General features: G+C 67.5%; 15 protein-coding genes. 10 read left to right on the top strand and 5 right to left on the bottom strand.

Translation table 11 applies throughout. From position 1 onward, the window contains the following. Positions 1–164 precede the first annotated feature (164 nt). Together CTB96_RS00150 and CTB96_RS00145 are read left to right on the top strand one after the other, a co-directional pair. Positions 165–911, top strand: a complete 747-nt coding sequence (locus CTB96_RS00150) for a response regulator transcription factor (protein ID WP_110124891.1) — start codon at positions 165–167, stop codon at positions 909–911. Continuing rightward, positions 911–2,461: a sensor histidine kinase gene (locus CTB96_RS00145; RefSeq protein WP_110124890.1), complete on the top strand. Its 1,551-nt coding sequence runs from the start codon at positions 911–913 to the stop codon at positions 2,459–2,461. The genes CTB96_RS00150 and CTB96_RS00145 overlap by 1 nt, the downstream gene beginning before the upstream one ends. On the opposite strand, the gene CTB96_RS00140 is transcribed toward CTB96_RS00145, so the two are convergent. From CTB96_RS00140 to CTB96_RS00130, 3 genes are read right to left on the bottom strand one after another with little or no spacing between them, the layout of a single operon-like run. Then, a complete protein-coding gene (locus CTB96_RS00140; protein ID WP_110124889.1) occupies positions 2,439–4,283 on the bottom strand; it encodes a glycoside hydrolase family 2 protein in 1,845 nt (614 codons plus the stop codon). The genes CTB96_RS00145 and CTB96_RS00140 overlap by 23 nt on opposite strands. 46 nt (positions 4,284–4,329) lie before the next feature. Further along, the gene (locus CTB96_RS00135; RefSeq protein WP_181397078.1) at positions 4,330–4,839 is read right to left on the bottom strand and encodes a MarR family winged helix-turn-helix transcriptional regulator; all 510 of its coding nucleotides are present in this window, start codon (positions 4,837–4,839) and stop codon (positions 4,330–4,332) included. 10 nt (positions 4,840–4,849) lie between these two features. Further along, a complete protein-coding gene (locus CTB96_RS00130; RefSeq protein ID WP_427846456.1) occupies positions 4,850–6,622 on the bottom strand; it encodes an MFS transporter in 1,773 nt (590 codons plus the stop codon). 317 nt (positions 6,623–6,939) lie between these two features. Between CTB96_RS00130 and rplJ the strand changes: the two genes are divergently transcribed. The 4 genes from rplJ (at position 6,940) to CTB96_RS00110 (ending at position 9,879) form a co-directional block, all read left to right on the top strand. Beyond that, the gene (rplJ, locus tag CTB96_RS00125; protein WP_110124887.1) at positions 6,940–7,455 is read left to right on the top strand and encodes a 50S ribosomal protein L10; all 516 of its coding nucleotides are present in this window, start codon (positions 6,940–6,942) and stop codon (positions 7,453–7,455) included. Positions 7,456–7,506: 51 nt separating this feature from the next. Next, complete coding sequence (rplL, locus tag CTB96_RS00120; RefSeq protein ID WP_066592329.1) at positions 7,507–7,890, top strand: 50S ribosomal protein L7/L12; 384 nt, start codon at positions 7,507–7,509, stop codon at positions 7,888–7,890. 211 nt (positions 7,891–8,101) lie between these two features. Beyond that, the gene (locus CTB96_RS00115) at positions 8,102–8,596 is read left to right on the top strand and encodes a MarR family winged helix-turn-helix transcriptional regulator (RefSeq protein WP_110124886.1); all 495 of its coding nucleotides are present in this window, start codon (positions 8,102–8,104) and stop codon (positions 8,594–8,596) included. Further along, positions 8,593–9,879, top strand: a complete 1,287-nt coding sequence (locus CTB96_RS00110) for an MFS transporter (RefSeq protein ID WP_110124885.1) — start codon at positions 8,593–8,595, stop codon at positions 9,877–9,879. The genes CTB96_RS00115 and CTB96_RS00110 overlap by 4 nt, the downstream gene beginning before the upstream one ends. Positions 9,880–10,015: 136 nt before the next feature. Here the strand turns inward: CTB96_RS00110 and CTB96_RS00105 are convergent, their stop codons facing one another. Both CTB96_RS00105 and CTB96_RS00100 read right to left on the bottom strand, forming a co-directional pair. Continuing rightward, positions 10,016–10,933 (bottom strand): DNA-3-methyladenine glycosylase family protein, encoded by a 918-nt coding sequence (locus CTB96_RS00105; RefSeq protein ID WP_110124884.1) that lies wholly within the window; start codon positions 10,931–10,933, stop codon positions 10,016–10,018. Positions 10,934–11,057: 124 nt separating this feature from the next. Continuing rightward, on the bottom strand, positions 11,058–12,068 hold the full coding sequence (locus CTB96_RS00100) for a LacI family DNA-binding transcriptional regulator (RefSeq protein WP_110124883.1): 1,011 nt from the start codon (positions 12,066–12,068) through the stop codon (positions 11,058–11,060). 307 nt (positions 12,069–12,375) lie between these two features. On the opposite strand from CTB96_RS00100, the gene CTB96_RS00095 reads away from it, so the two are divergent. The 4 genes from CTB96_RS00095 to CTB96_RS00080 all read left to right on the top strand — a co-directional run bounded on the left by CTB96_RS00095 (position 12,376) and on the right by CTB96_RS00080 (position 17,774). Further along, complete coding sequence (locus CTB96_RS00095) at positions 12,376–13,737, top strand: ABC transporter substrate-binding protein (protein WP_110124882.1); 1,362 nt, start codon at positions 12,376–12,378, stop codon at positions 13,735–13,737. Between the two features lie 100 nt (positions 13,738–13,837). Continuing rightward, a complete protein-coding gene (locus CTB96_RS00090) occupies positions 13,838–14,809 on the top strand; it encodes a carbohydrate ABC transporter permease (RefSeq protein WP_110124881.1) in 972 nt (323 codons plus the stop codon). Beyond that, positions 14,806–15,789: a carbohydrate ABC transporter permease gene (locus CTB96_RS00085; RefSeq protein WP_248283133.1), complete on the top strand. Its 984-nt coding sequence runs from the start codon at positions 14,806–14,808 to the stop codon at positions 15,787–15,789. Before CTB96_RS00090 ends, CTB96_RS00085 begins: the two co-directional genes overlap by 4 nt. Before the next feature lie 92 nt (positions 15,790–15,881). Further along, a complete protein-coding gene (locus CTB96_RS00080) occupies positions 15,882–17,774 on the top strand; it encodes an ABC transporter ATP-binding protein (RefSeq protein WP_427846455.1) in 1,893 nt (630 codons plus the stop codon). Positions 17,775–17,894: the final 120 nt, after the last annotated feature.

Genomic DNA, 17,894 nt, shown 5'->3' with positions numbered 1-17,894 from the left:
CAGGGAGGATCCCGCCTCTACGAGTTCGACGGTAGGGAGCCGGATTATGGCCGCACTATGCAGAACCTATGAATCTGCCCAGCGATCCGGCCGCCGGGGTTCTCACAGGCTCGCCGTGGGCGACACATAGCCGCTTCATAGGAAAGGCGCGGATACTTTTCTTCATGAGCACACGAGTAAACGAGCAGTCGGCACACGGACCACGCCTTCACAAGGCCGACGGTTCCCCGATCAGGGTGCTGGTCGTCGACGACGAACCCACCCTCACAGACCTGCTCTCGATGGCCCTCCGCTACGAGGGTTGGGAAGTACGCACCGCCGGCGAGGGCCGCGCTGCGATCACCCTTGCCCGCGAGTTCCGGCCCGACGCCATCGTGCTCGACATCATGCTGCCCGACATCGACGGCCTGCAGGTGCTGCAGCGGGTGCGGGCGGATGGCTACGAGACGCCGGTGCTCTTCCTCACCGCCAAAGACTCCCTCGACGACCGCATCGCCGGTCTCACCGCCGGCGGCGACGACTACGTCACCAAGCCGTTCAGCCTGGAGGAAGTGGTGGCGCGCTTGCGCGGGCTCATCCGCCGCTCCACCCTGGCGGTGTCGGATTCCACCGACCCGCGAATTACCGTGGGCGACCTCACCCTGGATGAGGACAGCTACGAAGTGTTCCGGGCCGGCGAGCAGATCGAACTGACCGCCACGGAGTTCGAACTGCTGCGCTTCCTGATGCGTAACCCGCGCCGGGTACTCAGCAAGGCGCAGATCCTCGACCGGGTGTGGAGCTACGACTTCGGCGGCAAGTCGTCGGTCGTGGAGATCTACATCTCTTATCTGCGCAAGAAGGTGGACGCCGGCCGCGACCCCATGATCCACACGGTGCGCGGTGCCGGTTACATGCTGAAGATCGCCTGATGGCCCGCCGCTCACCCGCCGACGCTCCGATCATCGCGACGCGCAACGGACGTGCGCCGTGGACCCTGCGCCGCCGCCTGGTCGTGGCGATGGTCGCGACGCTCGCCGCGGTGAGCCTGGTGATCGGGGCGGTGAGCGTCGCCATCCTGAGCGCCAACCTGATGGAGGGCCTCGACACTCAGCTGGAGAATGCCGCGCAACGCTCCAGCAGCGCACTCGGTAACCGGCCCGGCGGCAACGACTTCTCGACCGTGCCCCCCACCGCCGAACTCGTGCTCAACGGGCCGGGCCAGTCGCCCGGCACCCTGGCGCTGGTCTACGACGGCAGCACCGTCTCCGCCGGCTACACCGACGAGACCGGCACCGTCGTGGCTCTCACCAACGACCAGGTCACCCAGCTCGTCACCGAACTGGATTCCGCCCTGCAGCAAGAGGAACGCTCGGCCCCGTTCAGCGTCAACCTCGGCGGCGACGTGGGTGAATACCGAGTGCTCGCCGCGACCCTCCGCACCGGCGAGCTGTATCTCACCGGGCTGCCCGTCTCCAGCGTCACCAGCACTGCCACGCAGCTGGCACTCATCATCGCGCTCGTGTCCCTGGCCGGAATCGTTCTGGTGGCGTTCATCGCCACCGCGATCGTACGGCTGGCGCTCCGCCCGCTGCAGCGGGTCACCGACACCGCCGCGCGGGTGTCAGAGCTGCCGCTCGACCGTGGCGAGGTTCTACTCGTCGACCGGGTGCCGGCGGCCGACACCGATCCCCGCACCGAGGTGGGCCGGGTGGGTTCAGCCCTCAACCGCATGCTCGACCACGTGGACGTGGCCCTGGAGACCCGGCAGGCCAGCGAGAACAAGGTGCGCCAGTTCGTCGCGGATGCCAGCCACGAGCTGCGCACCCCGCTCGCGTCCATCCGCGGCTACTCCGAGCTCACCCGGCGCAGTGGCCAGGAACTGCCGCCGGACGCCATGCACGCGATCGGCCGGATCGAATCCGAGTCGGTGCGCATGACCGTGCTGGTCGAAGACCTGCTGCTGCTCGCCCGGCTCGATGAGGGTCGTGAGCTGGAGCGGCAACCCGTCGACCTCACCAGTCTGCTCGTCGACGTCGTCAGCGATGCCCACGCGGCCGGCCGGGATCACTCCTGGGACCTCGACCTGCCGGAGGAGCCCGTGCTCGCGGCCGGCGACGGCCCGCGCCTGCACCAGGTGTTCGCGAACCTGCTCGCCAACGCCAGGGTGCACACCGATGCCGGCACCCGGGTGGAGGTCGCGCTGGCGACCTCGGGCGACAACGCCGTGGTGACGATCACCGACAACGGTCCCGGCATTCCGGAGAACCTGCGCGCCACCCTGTTCGAGCGGTTCGCCCGCGGGGACAGTTCGAGGTTCCGCGGCACCGGCGGCAGCACGGGCCTCGGGCTGGCGATCGTGCAGGCCGTCGTGACGGCCCATCACGGCGAGGTCACCGTCGACAGCCGGCCGGGGCGCACCAGTTTCCGCGTCGTGCTGCCCCTGGCCGATACCGGGCTCAGCCCGGACGCGTCCCGCTGATGATCGCGCGCAGGCGTTCGATCGGCGCCTTGGCCGCACGATCCGCATCCAGCAGTCCGTTGGTCTCCTGCAGCGTGTCGGTGAGCTGGGTATAACAGAACCCCGCCAGCACGGTGCTCTTGTCGACGGCATCCACCAGGTCGGCCAACCGGTCGAGGAAGTCATCCGCTGAACTCGCGGTGGAATACCCCCAGGCATCGGGCTCGGTGTGCTCCGTCGCGAACGAGATGCCACCGAACTCGGTGAGCATCACCGGTGCGGCCGGGTCCTGGCCGGGAAGCAGGAGGCGCCGGCCGGCCGGACCGGCGCTGGCGAGCAGCCGGTCGATCGCCGTTTCGTCGCGGTAGCGCGCGCCGAGAGTCCGCCCGTCCGCGTCATAGTCGTGCACCGTCACGATGTCGGAGTCGACGTGTTCCCAGCCGTCGTTGGAGATGACGGGGCGGGAGGGGTCGAGCGCCCGGGTGAGCTGGGCCAGGGACCGGGAGAAGGCAGCTTGGGCTGGGTCGTGCGCGATCTGCGGCACTCCCCAGCTCTCGTTGATCGGCACCCAGGTGACGATGGACGGATGCGAGTGGTCGCGCTCGAGCACGGCCATCCATTCGATGGTTGTGCGCGCGACGGCTGCGGCGCTGAACGCGAAGGCGCCGGGTGCCTCTCCCCAGACCAGCAGGCCCAGCCGGTCCGCCCAATAGAGGAACCGTGGATCCTCGATCTTCTGATGCACCCGGGTGGCGTTGAATCCGAGCTCCTTGATCAGCTCGACATCGCGCCGGAGCGCGGCCGGGGAGGGGGCGGCCAGATGTGATGCGGGCCAGTAGCCCTGCTGCAGCACGGAGCGCAGGTAGTACGGCCGGTCATTGAGCAGGAACCGGCCTCCGGCGACCGCGCTGGAGCGCAGTCCGAGGTAGGACTGCACCACATCCGGGGCGGCGCCCGGGGCTGACAGCGTCACCGTGGCGTCCAGCAGTCGCGGGTTCTCCGGGGTCCACAGCAGTTCTTCCCAGGCCTGCCCGTTGGTGTGCGCGGGCAGGGTGATGGTGGTCGTCGAGGTGGCCTCGGAAACCGTGTGGCTGGCATCCGCCACCAGCCGGCCCTCGAAGCTGAGGGCATAGCCGAGGGTGCTGCCGGCCGGCGGACGGCGGCTGAGGTCGACCCGCACGCGCACAGTTCCGGTCGTGATATCGGGTGTCCAGTGCAACAGCGCGACGGCGGTGTCGGGTGTGGCTTCCAACCAGACCGGCTGCCAGATGCCACTGGTGCGGTGGTACCAGATCGAGTGCGGTTCGAGTCGCCAGTCCTGTTTTCCCCGCGGCTGTGCGGCGTCGAGTGGATCGTCCTCCGCACGCACCACCACCGTGTGGTCCGCCAGGGCGGGGTCGAGAACGTCGGTGATGTCGAAGGAGAACGGTGTCTGCCCGCCCTCGTGCTCGCCGACGAAGGTGCCGTCGACCCATACCCTGGCCCGGTAGTCGACGGCCCCGAACCTCAGCTGCAGGCGCTGAGCCGGTGTGCCGGCGATCAAGCCGGCCGCGGTCAGGTCGTCTGCGCCGAAGCGGCGGGAGTACCAGATCGTGGGGTGGAAGCCGGGGTCGTGAATGCCAGAGGCTTCGGACTCGAACGGGAACGGCACCTGGATGGTGCGGTCGAACCGGGGCTGCGCGTACCAGCGGGCAGCCTCACCGAGGTTGGCGTCGTCGAACGCGAACCCCCACTCGCCGGCCAGCTCGCGCCAGTGCCGGCGCACGAGCTGCGGACGCGGATAGGTGCCATCCTGTCTGCTGGCGGAATACCCATTCGGAACGGCCTCGGCGCTGATGCTCATGCATCCATCATGCCCGCGGGGCCGGTGGCCCGGGGGAGAGGCCGGGCTAGGCGACGGGAGTGGGTCCACCGTCTGGCGCGTTCAGCCGGGACAGGAACCCGGCGAACTGGGTGAGGTCGGCCTCCGGCCAGCCGGCCAGGCGGGCGCTGATGAAGGTTTTGTCGCTGCCAGGCACCGCCGACAGCTTCTCGATCGCCAACGGGGTCGCCGCCAGGAACCGGGCCCGGCCATCAGCGGGATCCGCCGCGAGTTCCAACAGGCCGAGCTCCTCGAGCAGGCGAGCCTGACGGCTGATCACGCTGCGGTCCACCTCCAACGATTCGGCCAGGGCACTGGCGTGGGTCGGCCCGCACCGGCGCAGCGTGCGCAGGATCTTGAAGCCGAATGGCTGCAGCGCCGGATCGACCCGGGTGGCCGCGTCGCGGAGGGCGGCTCGAACGTGGGCGCCCAGCTCCATCATCTGTTCTTCGACCTCGGCCAGCGCCGCGGCGACGTCACCGGTGGGGGTGACGTCGCCGGCGGCGGTGACGGGGGGAAGCTCGCCGTGGTCGGTCATGACCATCACACTAGCGACCCGTGCTCGGGTTTCCCGACGCATTTTCGGCGTCACGCAGCACGCGGATCGAACCGGTCGGTGTGGCCATTCCCACCGGTGTGAGTCCGGCGGATGCCGCACCCACCTCGATCAGGATGTCCTCGGCGTCCTCGAGCTCGCGCTGGCTCTCTACCTTCGCGTTGGCGGTGCCGTCGAGCTTCGCCTTGGCCTTGGCCAGGGCGATCGCGGTCTGGGTGCCGAGTGAGGCATTGGGCATCAGGGCGACCATCACGAGGGTGATCACGGCCAGCGGCACACCGAGCAGGAAGACGGTGCCCACTCCACTGCCGTAGGCGGACTCGACGAGCACCCGGATCGCACCCGGCAGGCTGCTGACGTGGGGGATCACGCCGGAGCCCAGCGTCTCGACAGCGGCGGCCTGGTTGGCCGGGCTGAGCGCGGGGATGCCGTCCTTGATGTGCTGGGCGACGACGGTGCCGAGCACCGACCCGAGCACCGAGACGCCGATGGTGCCGCCGAGGCTGCGGAAGAAGGTGACGGCGCTGGTGGCGACACCGAGGTTGGTGACCTCGATGGAGTTCTGCACGACCAGCACCAGGTTCTGCATCAGCATGCCGAGGCCGGCGCCGAGCACTGCCATGAAGATACCGACCAGGATCAGGTTGGTGTCGTACTGCAGGGTGCCCAGCAGCAACAGACCGGCGATGACGAGAACCGCACCGGAGACCATGATCGACTTCCACTTGCCGGTACGGCTGATCACCGTTCCGAACAGGGTGGAGGAGATCAGCAGGCCACCCATCATCGGGATGGTGAGCAGACCGGACTGGGTGGGCGTCGCGCCACGGGCCAACTGCATGTACTGGCTGAGGAAGACGGAGGTGCCGAACATCGACACACCCACCGAGATGCTGGCGATGGTGGCCAGGGTGAAGGTGCGGTTCTTGAACAGGGAGAGCGGGATGATCGGCTCGTCGACCTTGAACTCCACGATCACGGCGGCCACGAGTAGGAGGGCTGCGACGGCGACCATGATGAACGAGGTGACGGATGCCCACTCGAAGTCGTTGCCGGCCAGGGTCACCCAGATCAGCAGCAGCGAGACGCCGCCGGCAATGAGCGCGGCGCCGAGGTAGTCGATCTTCACCGCACGCTTCACGCGGGCGGGCAGGTGCAGGGTGCGCTGCAGGAGCACGATGGCGATGATGGCGATGGGCAGGGCGATGAAGAAGTTCCAGCGCCAGCCGAACGCATCCGTCACCACGCCGCCGAGCAGCGGGCCGCCGACGGTGCCGACGGCCATGACGGCGCCGAACAGGCCGGCGTAGCGGCCGCGGTCACGGGGGCTGATGATGTCGGCCATGATGATCTGGCTGAGCGCGGCGAGGCCACCGGCGCCGAGGCCTTGCAGAACACGGAAGCCGATGAGGGTGCCGGTGTCCTGCGAGAAGCCGGCGAGGGCGGAGCCGATCACGAAGACGGCCAGGGCGAGCTGGATGAGCAGCTTGCGGTTGAAGAGATCGGCGAACTTGCCCCAGATGGGCGTGGACACCGTGGTGGCCAGCAGCGTGGCGGTGATGACCCAGGTGTACGCGGACTGGTCACCCTGCAGGTCGGAGATGATGATCGGCAGCGAGGTGCTCACCACGGTGCCGGCGAGGATCGAGACGAACATGCCCAGGAGCAGGCCGGACAGAGCTTCGAGCACTTGGCGCTTGGTCATGGAACCGTCGGCCGAGATGGCCCGGTTCGGGGTGGGGGTGGTGCGTGAGCGGCGAGGCATGAATCTCCAGAGATGTGATTGACAGATGTCAACTATAAATACATAGTGGACTTCTGTCAACTAGTTTTTGGATCCGCCGTACGCCCGGTTCGATTTGCACGCGCGGCCCGCCATCCCGTAAGGTGGGGAACAGCCAAAGACCGCCGGTTGTCGCTGCCCAGAATAAGGAAAAGCGATCGAAGGTTCATTCACGTGAACGGCCCGCGCAGGTGTTCGAAGTTTCCCGGTCATCGACCGCTCAGCTCCGGCGCTTGCGCTGGGGCTTTTTTCATGTCTGCGCCCCGGGCTACCGGCACATGAATACTAAGAGGAGCGCCATGGCGAACAAGGAAGCAACGGTCGCCGAGCTTACGGAGAAATTCCAGAGCTCGACCGCCGTTCTGCTCACCGAGTACCGCGGACTCACTGTTGCGAAGCTCAAGGAGCTGCGCACATCCATCAGTGACGACGCCACGTACGCCGTGGTAAAGAACACGCTGACCAAGATCGCGGCCAACAACGCCGGCATCACGTCTTTTGACGAGGAGCTCGTTGGCCCGTCCGCAATCGCATTCGTGCACGGAGACCCTGTCACCGTCGCGAAGACCCTGCGTGCCTTTACCAAGGCAAACCCTCTCCTGGTTGTCAAGGGTGGTTACTTCGACGGTAACCCCCTGACCGCCGCAGAGGTAGGCAAGCTCGCCGACCTCGAGTCCCGTGAAGTTCTGCTCGGCAAGCTTGCCGGCGCCTTCAAGGCCTCGCTGTTCGGAGCCGCATATCTGTTCAACGCCCCGCTTTCGAAGGCTGTTCGCACCATCGAAGCGCTGCGTGAAAAGCAGGAGTCCGCGAACTAGGCATCTGCCTGTACCGCGGTGAGTAACTAAGAAACTAATAGGAGAAAAATCATGGCAAAGCTTTCCACTGAAGAGCTGCTCGAGCAGTTCAAGGGCCTCACCCTCATCGAGCTCTCCGAGTTCGTCAAGGCATTCGAGGAGACCTTCGAGGTCACCGCGGCCGCCCCCGTCGCCGTCGCCGGAGCCGCTGGCCCCGCCGCCGCTGCCGAAGAGGTCGAAGAGCAGAGCGCGTTCGACGTCATCCTCGACGCCGTTGGCGACAAGAAGATCCAGGTCATCAAGGTTGTGCGCGAGCTCACCAGCCTGGGCCTCGGCGAGGCCAAGGCCGTTGTCGATGGCGCGCCGAAGGCCGTCCTCGAGGGCGTTGCGAAGGAAGCTGCCGAGAAGGCAAAGGCTTCCCTCGAGGCCGCTGGCGCAACCGTCACCCTCAAGTAGTCGGTCCCCGCAAGGGGCAGTTCTACAACAGGTGTAACGGCTTAGCCGACTCACTCGCGACGAGCGTCGTATCCTCACGGATGCGGCGCTCGTCGCAGTTAACCCTCGCGACCCGTGAGCAAAGCACCCAAAATCCCGAGTTTTCGGGGCTTACGTCACAGCTCGCGGAGGTGGGCTAGATATATAGCTTGGCTATGTATATAATTGGGTAATGCCCGCAGAACTTACCGACATCCTCGGGGACCTGGTCTCCGTCAACCACCGTCTCACCCGCGTGGCCGCCCGCGCCGCGCGAGGCACCGAGTCGCCCGCCGTCTGGCGCACCCTCAGCGTGCTGCTGTCCACCGGCCCGATCCGCCTCGGCGACCTCGCCGACCTCAGCCGCGTCTCGCAGCCCACCATGACCAAATTGGTGGGCAACCTGGCCGACCGCGGCTGGATCAAGCGGCAGAGCGACCCGGCCGACGCCCGCGTCAGCCGCACGGTGATCACCCCGGCCGGCGAAGCCGCCCTCGTGGCCTGGCGCACCGAACTGGCCGCGGCCCTGCTGCCCTACTTCGCCGACCTGCCCGCCAGCGACGTCGACACGCTCGAGCGCGCCGTCGCCATCCTTCGTGACCGGGTGGCTGCCACCGAGCAACTGGATGCACCGCAGCACCTCGGTGCCCCCAAGCGCACGGTCGCCACCGGGCAGGTCGCCCGATGAGCCGCCCGACCGCACCCGCCGCACCCACCGGCACCGGAGCACGCTCCGGCCACGGCGCCCCGGCCGGCACCAGCATCCTGCACCAGCCCACCGCCGTCTGGGCCGTCGCCTTCGCCTGCGTGATCGCGTTCATGGGCATCGGCCTGGTCGACCCGATCCTGCCGGCCATCGCCGCGGACCTGGCCGCCACCCCCACCGAGACCGAGATGCTCTTCACGAGCTATCTGCTCGTGACCGGCATTGCGATGTTCTTCACCAGCTGGCTCTCCAGCCGCATCGGCGCCAAGCGCACCCTATTGATCGGCTTGGCGCTGATCGTGGTCTTCGCCCTCGCCGCCGGGCTCTCCCAGGACGTCGAGTCGATCATCGGCTTCCGCGCCGGCTGGGGCCTGGGCAACGCCCTGTTCATCTCCACCGCGCTGGCCACCATCGTGGGCGCCGCTGCCGGCGGCACCTCGTCGGCGATCATTCTCTACGAGGCCGCCCTCGGCCTGGGCATCGCGATCGGGCCCCTGCTGGGCGGGCTGCTGGGCAGCATCAGCTGGCGCGGGCCGTTCTTCGGCAGCGCCACCCTCATGGCCGTGGGTTTCATCGCCATCGTCGTGTTGCTCAAGACCGAGGGGCCGAAGCCCACCCCCACCCGACTGTCCGCCCCGTTCCGGGCGCTGGCCCGGCCGGGCCTGGGCATCCTCGCCGCCGCCGCCCTGTTCTACAACATCGGCTTCTTCGTGCTGCTGGCCTACACGCCGTTCGCGCTTGTGCCGCTGGGCCTGGGCAGCGCCGTCAACCTCGGCCTGGTCTTCTTCGGCTGGGGCATCTCCCTCGCCGTCACCTCGGTCTGGGTGGCGCCGCTGCTCACCCGGCGGATGCGTCGCAGCCGGGTGCTCTGGCTGGTGCTGCCGCTACTCGCGCTCGACCTGGCCGTGGCCGGGGTGCTCGTGGCCAACGCCGTCGGCCTCGTGCTGTGCGTGATCGTGGGCGGTCTGCTGCTCGGCGTGCTCAACACCGTGCTGACCGAGAGCGTGATGGAGGCCACCGACCTGCCTCGGAGCGTCGCCTCGTCGTCGTACTCCGGCGTGCGCTTCCTCGGCGGCGCCATCGCCCCGCCGGCAGCCACCCTGCTCGCCGACCAATTCACGTCGGCGACACCGTTCTACGCCGCCGCGGCATCCGTGCTGGTGGCCCTGCTGCTGATCGTGCTGGGCCGTCGGCACCTCGCCCAGGCCGACGGTGCGGTCGATGAACTCGAAGAAGCACAGGCCATCGGCGCCGGCGACAGCTGACCCCGTTCTGACTGCGGGTTCTCGACTGCCCGCCCGGGCCCACGCTCCCGCGGCACGCATTACGCCCGGCGGCACGTGTTCCAGCGCGTGCCGCCGGGCCGAACGCGTGCCGCGAGGCCCACGCATGCCGCCGGGCTCAGTGGAAGCGGTGATCCTGGATGGTCATCTTCGGCCCGTGCCGCGGGGCGCGGTAGCCGCTGCCCAGGATGAGCCGCACCACCCGGTGCCGGTGCCCGAGAAAAGGCTCGAGCAGTTCGAGCATGCCGTCGTCGTCGACGGGTGAGCCGGTGAGGGCCCAGCCCACCTGGGCGGCAAGGTGATAGTCGCCCACGCTCACCGAATCCGGGTCGCCGTGCGAGCGCTGGGTCACCTCGGCCGCGGTCCAGCGGCCCACTCCCGGCAGGGACTGCAGCCGCCGGGCCGCGGTGACCACGTCGACGGGCCGGTCGAGAGAACCGGCGACGGCCGCCACCGTCACCGCGGTGCGGGACCGGCGCGGGTCGACCCCGGCCCGGTGCCACTCCCACGACGGCACCAGCCGCCACCGCTCCGGGCCAGGGGAGACCATCATGCCGAGCGGCGCCGGCCCTGGCGCCACTTCGCCGTGCACGCGGATCAGCCGGTACCAGGCGCGGTGGGCTTCGAGGATGGTGACCTTCTGCTCCAGGATCGCCGGCAGCAACGCCTCGAACACCAGACCCGACCGGCCGAGCCACACCCCGGGTGCGCGGCGGCGCACCTCGGCGAGAGCCGGGTGGGCGCCGAGGTCGAGCCCGGTCCAGTCGTCGTGATGGCCGAGCAACGCCGGCACCTGCTCGATGCACCAGTGGGCACCCTCGCCCCACGCGCGCGCATCCACCACCCCGTCGGTGCCCTGCCGCAGCAACATGGTGGCGGGGCCCAGCGGGGTGCGCTGGGTGCGCCAGATGCCGGCGGCATCCGCCCGGAACGTCGGGTCGCCGCTGCCGCGCCGGTGCGGAGCCATGGTGGCGACCAGGTCGAACGGGCGCCTGGGCGTGTAGCGGGTGACCGCCCCGGCTGGATCTGAATTCATCCCCTCGAGGCTAACCCGAGCGGGCGACACTCACCGGTGAGCGCCGCAACTGTTTCCGCACCGGACACTTGCGCCCGGTGCGCCGGGCGCAGTTGTCCGCACGGGCAACAGTTGCGCAGTCGAGTCAGCGCGGCGCGCTGGTGCTGGAGCGCATGACCAGGTTCGTCGGTGCCCGGGTGAGCCCGGCAGCCACCGGTTCCGCCGCGGGCTCGAGGGCGGCGAGCAGCGATTCCACGGCCATCCGCGCCTGGTTTCGGGGGTGCTGCTCGATGGTGGTGAGCCGGAACATCTCCGCGCACGGATGCCCGTCGATGCCGATCACCGAGAGCTCGCTGGGCACCTGGATGCCGAGCTCGCGCGCGGCGATGATGAGCCCGATGGCGATCTCGTCGCTCGCCGCGAACACGGCGGTCGGCCGTTGGTGCGGGTCGCCGAACAGGGCGAGCCCCACGTCGTAGCCGCCAGGCACGGTGAAGGCGCAGGGCGAGAAACAGCCGTCGGTGGGCAGCCCGGCCGCGTGCATCGCGTGGGTGAAGCCGGTGAGCCGCTTGGTGTGCACGGCGAAGTCCATCTGGTCGATCTGGTCGCCGCCGATGTGCCGGATGTCGGTATGGCCGAGGCTGAGCAGGTGCTCTGTGGCCAGCCGCGCCGCGGCGATGTCGTCGATGGCGATGGTGTGCACGCCGGGAATCTCGCCGCCGATGCCCACCAGCGGGCGGCCGAGGCGGTGCAGCAGTTGCACCTCGGAGTCGGCGAGTTCGACCCCCACCGAGATCACGCCGTCGAAGCGCTTGCGGGCGAGGAAGAAATCGAAGACCCGCTCCCGCTCCTCTGACGGCGCGGGCAGGTTGTACAGGGTCATGTCGTAGCCGCGGGCGAGCAGGGCCTGCTCGATGCTCTCGAGAATTTCGGCGAAGAACCAACGGCTGATGAACGGGATGATCACCCCGACACTCTGGGTGCGGCCGGTGACGAGGCTGGCCGCATTGGGTGACGCGACGTAGCCGATCATGGTGGCGGCGGCGACGACTTTGAGGCGAGTTTCCTCCGAAACATACCCGCGGCCGCTGAGTGCACGGGAAGCGGTGGCCTTGGCGACGCCGGCGAGGCGTGCGACATCGGCAATTGCGCTCACTGCCAGCCTCCGTCCTTGGAACCGCTGTGCACACCATAGCTGTTGCCCGGGCAGTTCTGGAACCGGTTCCTCATTTTTGGGACCGAAGCGTGATCAGATCGAAGGCCCTTTGTCGTGAGAGCGCGATCTTTGTCAATCTGTGATCAATTTGGGCTTGTGGCGCGTGGTTCCGTGCCGTACTTTGTGGTGTGGAACCGGTTCCTTATGCAATCGTTTCCAGATTTGTCACCACGAGCACCTGCACCACATTTCGGCCGGCCCGGATTCGCGGATCGGCCACTGGCAACACTCAACGAGGAGGATTTGCATGAGCGTGAAACAGCGCCGCCGGCTCATTGTCCCGGTCGCTGCAGCCGCAGTGATGGGACTCGCCCTGACCGGCTGTACCGGCGATATCGCCGCCCAGACCGCGGAAGACACCGATTGCTCGGCGTACACCGATTACGGAACTTTCGAAGGCAACCCCGAGGTCACCATCGGTGGCACCATCCAGGATGACGAAGCCGACCGGCTTGTCTCCTCCTGGGCCGACTTCCAGGCCTGCACGGGTATCGCCGTGAACTACACCGGCACCAAGGAGTTCGAGGCTCAGATCGCCGTTCTCGCCGAGGGCGGCAGCGCTCCCGACATCGGCATCATCCCGCAGCCCGGTCTGTTCAACAAGCTGGCCGATGCCGGCTTCCTGAAGCCCGCACCCGAGGCCGTCGAAGCCAACGTCGACAAGTGGTGGTCCACCGACTGGAAGGGCTACGGCACCGCGTCCGACGGCACCTTCTACGCCGCACCGCTGATGGCCAGCATCAAGGGCTACGTCTGGTACTCACCCGCGATGTTCGAGGAAAAGGGCTACGAGATCCCCACCTCGCTCGACGAGATGATGGACCTCACCGCCCAGATCGCCGCTGACGGCACTGTGCCGTGGTGCGCGGGTGTCGGATCCGGAGACGCCACCGGCTGGCCGGGAACGGACTGGATTGAGGACTACGTCCTGCGCCAGGCCGGCGCCGAGACCTACGACAAGTGGGTCACGCACGAGATCCCGTTCAACGACCCGGCCATCGTCACCGCGTTCAACTCGGTCGGCGACATCCTGAAGAACCCGGACTACGTCAACGGTGGACTCGGCGACGTCTCGTCGATTATCTCCACGGAGTTCGGCGACGCCGGCCTCCCGGTCCTCGACGGCTCCTGCGCCCTGCACCACCAGGCCTCGTTCTACGAGGGCTTCTGGAAGAACGCCGATGAGTCGGCCGTCACCGTTGCTCCTGACGGCGACGTGTACGCCTTCCTGCTGCCGCCGGCAGAGTCCGGTGGAGAGCAGGCCGTCACCGGTGGTGGCGAGCTGGTCGGTGCCTTCGCCGAGAGCGACGAGATCACCGCAGTGCTGAGCTACCTCTCCAGCGACACCTGGGCGAACAACCGCGTTGAGCTGGGCGGCGTCATCAGCGCCAACACCGGTCTGGACGCCTCGCTCGCATCCAGCGACATCCTCAAGCAGAGCGTCGAGATCCTGCAGGACCCGAACACGGTCTTCCGTTTCGACGGTTCTGACCTGATGCCGGGCGCCGTCGGCACCGACTCCTTCTGGAAGGGCATCGTGTCTTGGCTGAGCGGTGACGACACCCAGAAGGTCGTCGACACCATCGAGTCGAGCTGGCCGAAGAGCTAGTTCCGCTTTCCGGGGTGGGTCCGCCGCGAGGCGGGCCCACCCCCGCATTACCCCCAAACTTTCCACCACCCCTCCTCGAGACCATAGAAGGGTCCGGCCAATGACGACCGCAGATCTACTCGGCAAGATAATTCAGGTGGTTGCGGCTCTCGCCGCCTTCTCGCTCGTTATCGGGCTCGTGCTGTTCCTGATCGACAAGGCGCCCAAACGCGGGCGCGACTACTGGCAACTTGCCTTCTTCCTCCTCCCCGCCCTGATCCTGCTGGCAGTCGGACTCATCTACCCGGCCTTCCGCACCTCGCTGCTGGCCTTCAGCAACAGCTCTGGCGAGTGGGTGGGCGGCGAGAACTTCGTCTGGATGTTCACCCAGCCGGCCGCACTGGTCACCCTGGGCAACACGATCATCTGGGTCGTCGTCGTTCCGATTCTCTCCACCGCCATCGGCCTGGCCTACGCGATGTTCATCGACAAGTCCCGCGGTGAGAAGTACTTCAAGGCCCTGGTCTTCATGCCCATGGCCATCTCCTTCGTCGGCGCCGGCATCATCTGGCGTTTCGTCTACGACTACAAGTCCGGGGACAACGCTCAGATCGGCCTGCTCAACCAGATCCTGGTCTGGTTCGGGGCCGAACCGGTGCAGTGGTTGCAGACCTCGCCGATCAACACCTTCCTGCTGATCGTGGTGATGATCTGGATCCAGACCGGGTTCGCCATGGTGATCTGCTCCGCCGCGATCAAGGGTGTGCCCACCGAGCAGATCGAGGCCGCACAGTTGGACGGCACCAACCCGTGGCAGCGGTTCACCAACGTGACCCTGCCGGGCATCCGCGGTTCGCTGGTCGTGGTGATCACCACCATCTCGATCGCCACCCTCAAGGTGTTCGACATCGTGCGCACCATGACCGCCGGTAACTTCAACACCAGCGTCATCGCCAACGAGATGTACACCCAGGCGTTCCGCGCCGGCGAGCAGGGCCGAGGCGCCGCACTGGCGATCGTGCTGTTCCTGCTGGTGCTGCCGATCGTCATCTACAACGTACGAGTCCTGCGTCAGCAGAGGGAGATCCGATGAGCGACAACGTAGTCGACCTGCCCATCCCGGGTGCCACGAAGACCAGGGTCGACACGACCGCTGAGGTCGTGGGCAAGTCAGCCCGGGTCAAGAAGCGCCTCACCTCACGCACCGCGACGGTGGTGGCCCTCGTGATCGCGGTGCTGTGGACCCTGCCGACCTTCGGCCTGTTCATCTCGTCGTTCCGGCCGGCCGGTTTGATCAGCACCACCGGCTGGTGGACGATCTTCCAGAACCCGGGATTCACGCTGGACAACTACCAGGAGGTGCTGTTCAGCACCTCGCAGTCGTCGCCGCAGCTGGGCGCCTATTTCGTGAACTCGCTGGCGATCGCCATTCCGGCCACCCTGTTCCCGTTGGTGATCGCCGCGATGGCCGCGTACGCCTTCGCCTGGATCAAGTTCAAGTGGAGCGGCGCCCTGTTCGTGCTGATCTTCGCCCTGCAGATCGTTCCGCTGCAGCTCGCCCTGATCCCGCTGCTGCAGATGTTCACCCAGTTCCTGCGGCCCGGCCAGGAGTGGATCCACTCGATCATCCCGATGATTCCCGAGCAGGGCTACCTGCCGGTCTGGATCGCGCACACGATCTTCGCGCTTCCGCTGGCGATCTTCCTGCTGCACAACTTCATCTCCGAGATTCCGGGTGAGGTCATCGAAGCGGCGAGAGTGGATGGCGCCAGCCACGGTCAGGTCTTCTTCCGCATCGTGCTGCCGCTGGCCGTTCCGGCTCTGGCGTCGTTCGCGATCTTCCAGTTCCTCTGGGTCTGGAACGACCTGCTGGTGGCGTTGATCTTCTCCGGCGGCACCCAGGATGTGGCGCCGCTCACCCAACGGTTGGCGGAGCTCACCGGCACCAGGGGCCAGGACTGGCAACGGTTGACAGCGGCAGCATTCGTGTCGCTGGTCGTGCCGCTGATCGTGTTTTTCAGCCTGCAGCGCTACTTCGTGCGCGGACTGCTGGCCGGCTCGACCAAGGGGTAACACCCGCAAAGCATGGCCCGGGGGACACTCGCCGGGTTGTGACGGGCCGGCCCTGCACCTGCAGGGTCGGCCCGCTGACTTAGAGTGAAGCAATGAGCGGAATGCACGGCGGGGGAGCACGCCCCGCAGACCAGTTCCGGGGGCGCCGCACGCGGGTCGGCGGCGATGACGTCGAGGCCCAGCGGGCGCTGAACGCGGAGGCCCCGCAGATTCCCCACCTGCTCGCGCGCATCCGGGCGCTGTTCGCCGGCCACAGCCGCAAGCTCACCGTCACGGTGATTCTGGTACTCGTCTCGGCCGCCCTGTCGGTGTTGCCGCCACTCCTGATCGAGCGGGCGTTCGACGTGGGCCTGTTCCCGCCGTCGGGCGGGCCCAATCTGCAGGCCCTGTCGGTGCTGGTGGCGTTGATGATCGCCGCCTACGTCACCACAGCGCTGCTCGGGGTGTGGCAGACCTGGCTCACCGCCACCGTGGGCAACTCGGTGATGGGCGAGCTGCGGGTGCGGCTGTTCAGCCACCTGCAGGCCATGGAACTCAGCTTCTTCACCCGCACGAAAACCGGTGTGATCCAGTCCCGGCTGCAGAACGACGTCGGCGGTGTAGCCGGGGTGCTCACGAACACCGTCTCGAGCGTGCTAGGCAACTCCGTCACGGTGATCGCGGCGTTCGTCGCGATGCTGCTGCTCAACTGGCAACTCACCGTGGTGGCGCTGATCCTGATGCCGATCCTGGTGGTGGCGCAACGCCGGGTCGGCCAGGTGCGGGCGCGGATCGCGGCGAAGACCCAGGAGTCGCTCTCCGATATGACGGCCATCACCCAGGAGACCCTGAGCGTGTCGGGCATCCTGCTGTCGAAGAGTTTCACCCGGCAGAAGACGGAGATCGCCCGCTACGCCGACGAGAACGACAACCAGGTGCACCTGCAGGTCAGCCAGCAGATGAGCGGTCAGTGGTTCTTCGCCATGGTCAGCATCTTCCTGTCGAGCATCCCTGCCATCGTCTACCTGGTCGCCGGCCTGCTGCTCACGGGCGGCGCCACCGACATCACCGCCGGCACCATCGTGGCATTCACCACCGTGCAGGCCCGGCTACTCTTCCCGCTGCTCGGCCTGATGCGGGTGGCCCTCGACCTGCAAACCTCCAGCGCCCTGTTCGCTCGCATCTTCCAGTACCTCGACCTCACCCCGGCCATCAGCGACGCCCCCGACGCCCGCCCGGTGCCCGAAGTGACCGGGCGGGTGCAGTTCGACGCCGTCACCTTCGCCTACCCGGACGCGGCCGAGGCATCCCGGCCCACCCTCGACGCGGTCTCGTTCACGATCGAACCCGGTGAGTTCGCCGCCTTCGTCGGGCCGTCCGGCGCGGGCAAGACCACGGTGTCGTACCTGATTCCCCGCTTCTACGAGGCCTCGGCCGGCCGGGTGCTGTTCTCCGGCGTGGACGTGCGCGACCTCGCCCAGGAGTCGCTGGTCTCCCACATCGGCATCGTCAGCCAGGAGACCTACCTGTTCCACGCCACCATCGCCGAGAACCTGCGCTACGCCAAACCCGACGCGACGGATGCCGAGCTCGAGACCGCGGCGCGGGCCGCCAACATCCACAACACCATCGAGTCGTTCCCCGACGGGTACGACACCGTGGTGGGCGAACGCGGTTACCGGCTCTCCGGTGGTGAGAAGCAGCGAGTGGCGATCGCCCGGGTGCTGCTGAAAGACCCGGAGGTGCTGATTCTCGACGAGGCCACCAGCGCACTGGACGCGATCTCCGAGCGGGTCGTGCAGGCTGCCCTCGACACCGCCTCGCGGGGCCGCACGACCATCGCGATCGCGCACCGGCTGTCCACCATCGTCACCGCCGACGTGATCTTCGTGATCGACGGCGGCCGGGTGGTGGAGAGCGGCACCCACCGCGAGCTGCTCGCGCTACGCGGCACCTACGCCACCCTCTACGCCGACCAGGCCCCCGAACGCCTCCCCGAACCGTGAGCTAAGCCCCCAAGAACGCGATGTGATGTCTCAGGACATCGTGGATAGTTGATGTCTCAATACATCGTGGAGTTTTGATGTCTCAGGACTTCGTGGATGTTTGGTTGGCCATGAATCCGC

Source organism: Cryobacterium arcticum, assembly GCF_003185895.1.
Taxonomy (GTDB): Bacteria; Actinomycetota; Actinomycetes; order Actinomycetales; family Microbacteriaceae; genus Cryobacterium; species Cryobacterium arcticum.
This window is presented reverse-complemented; position numbering and strand designations above follow the sequence as displayed.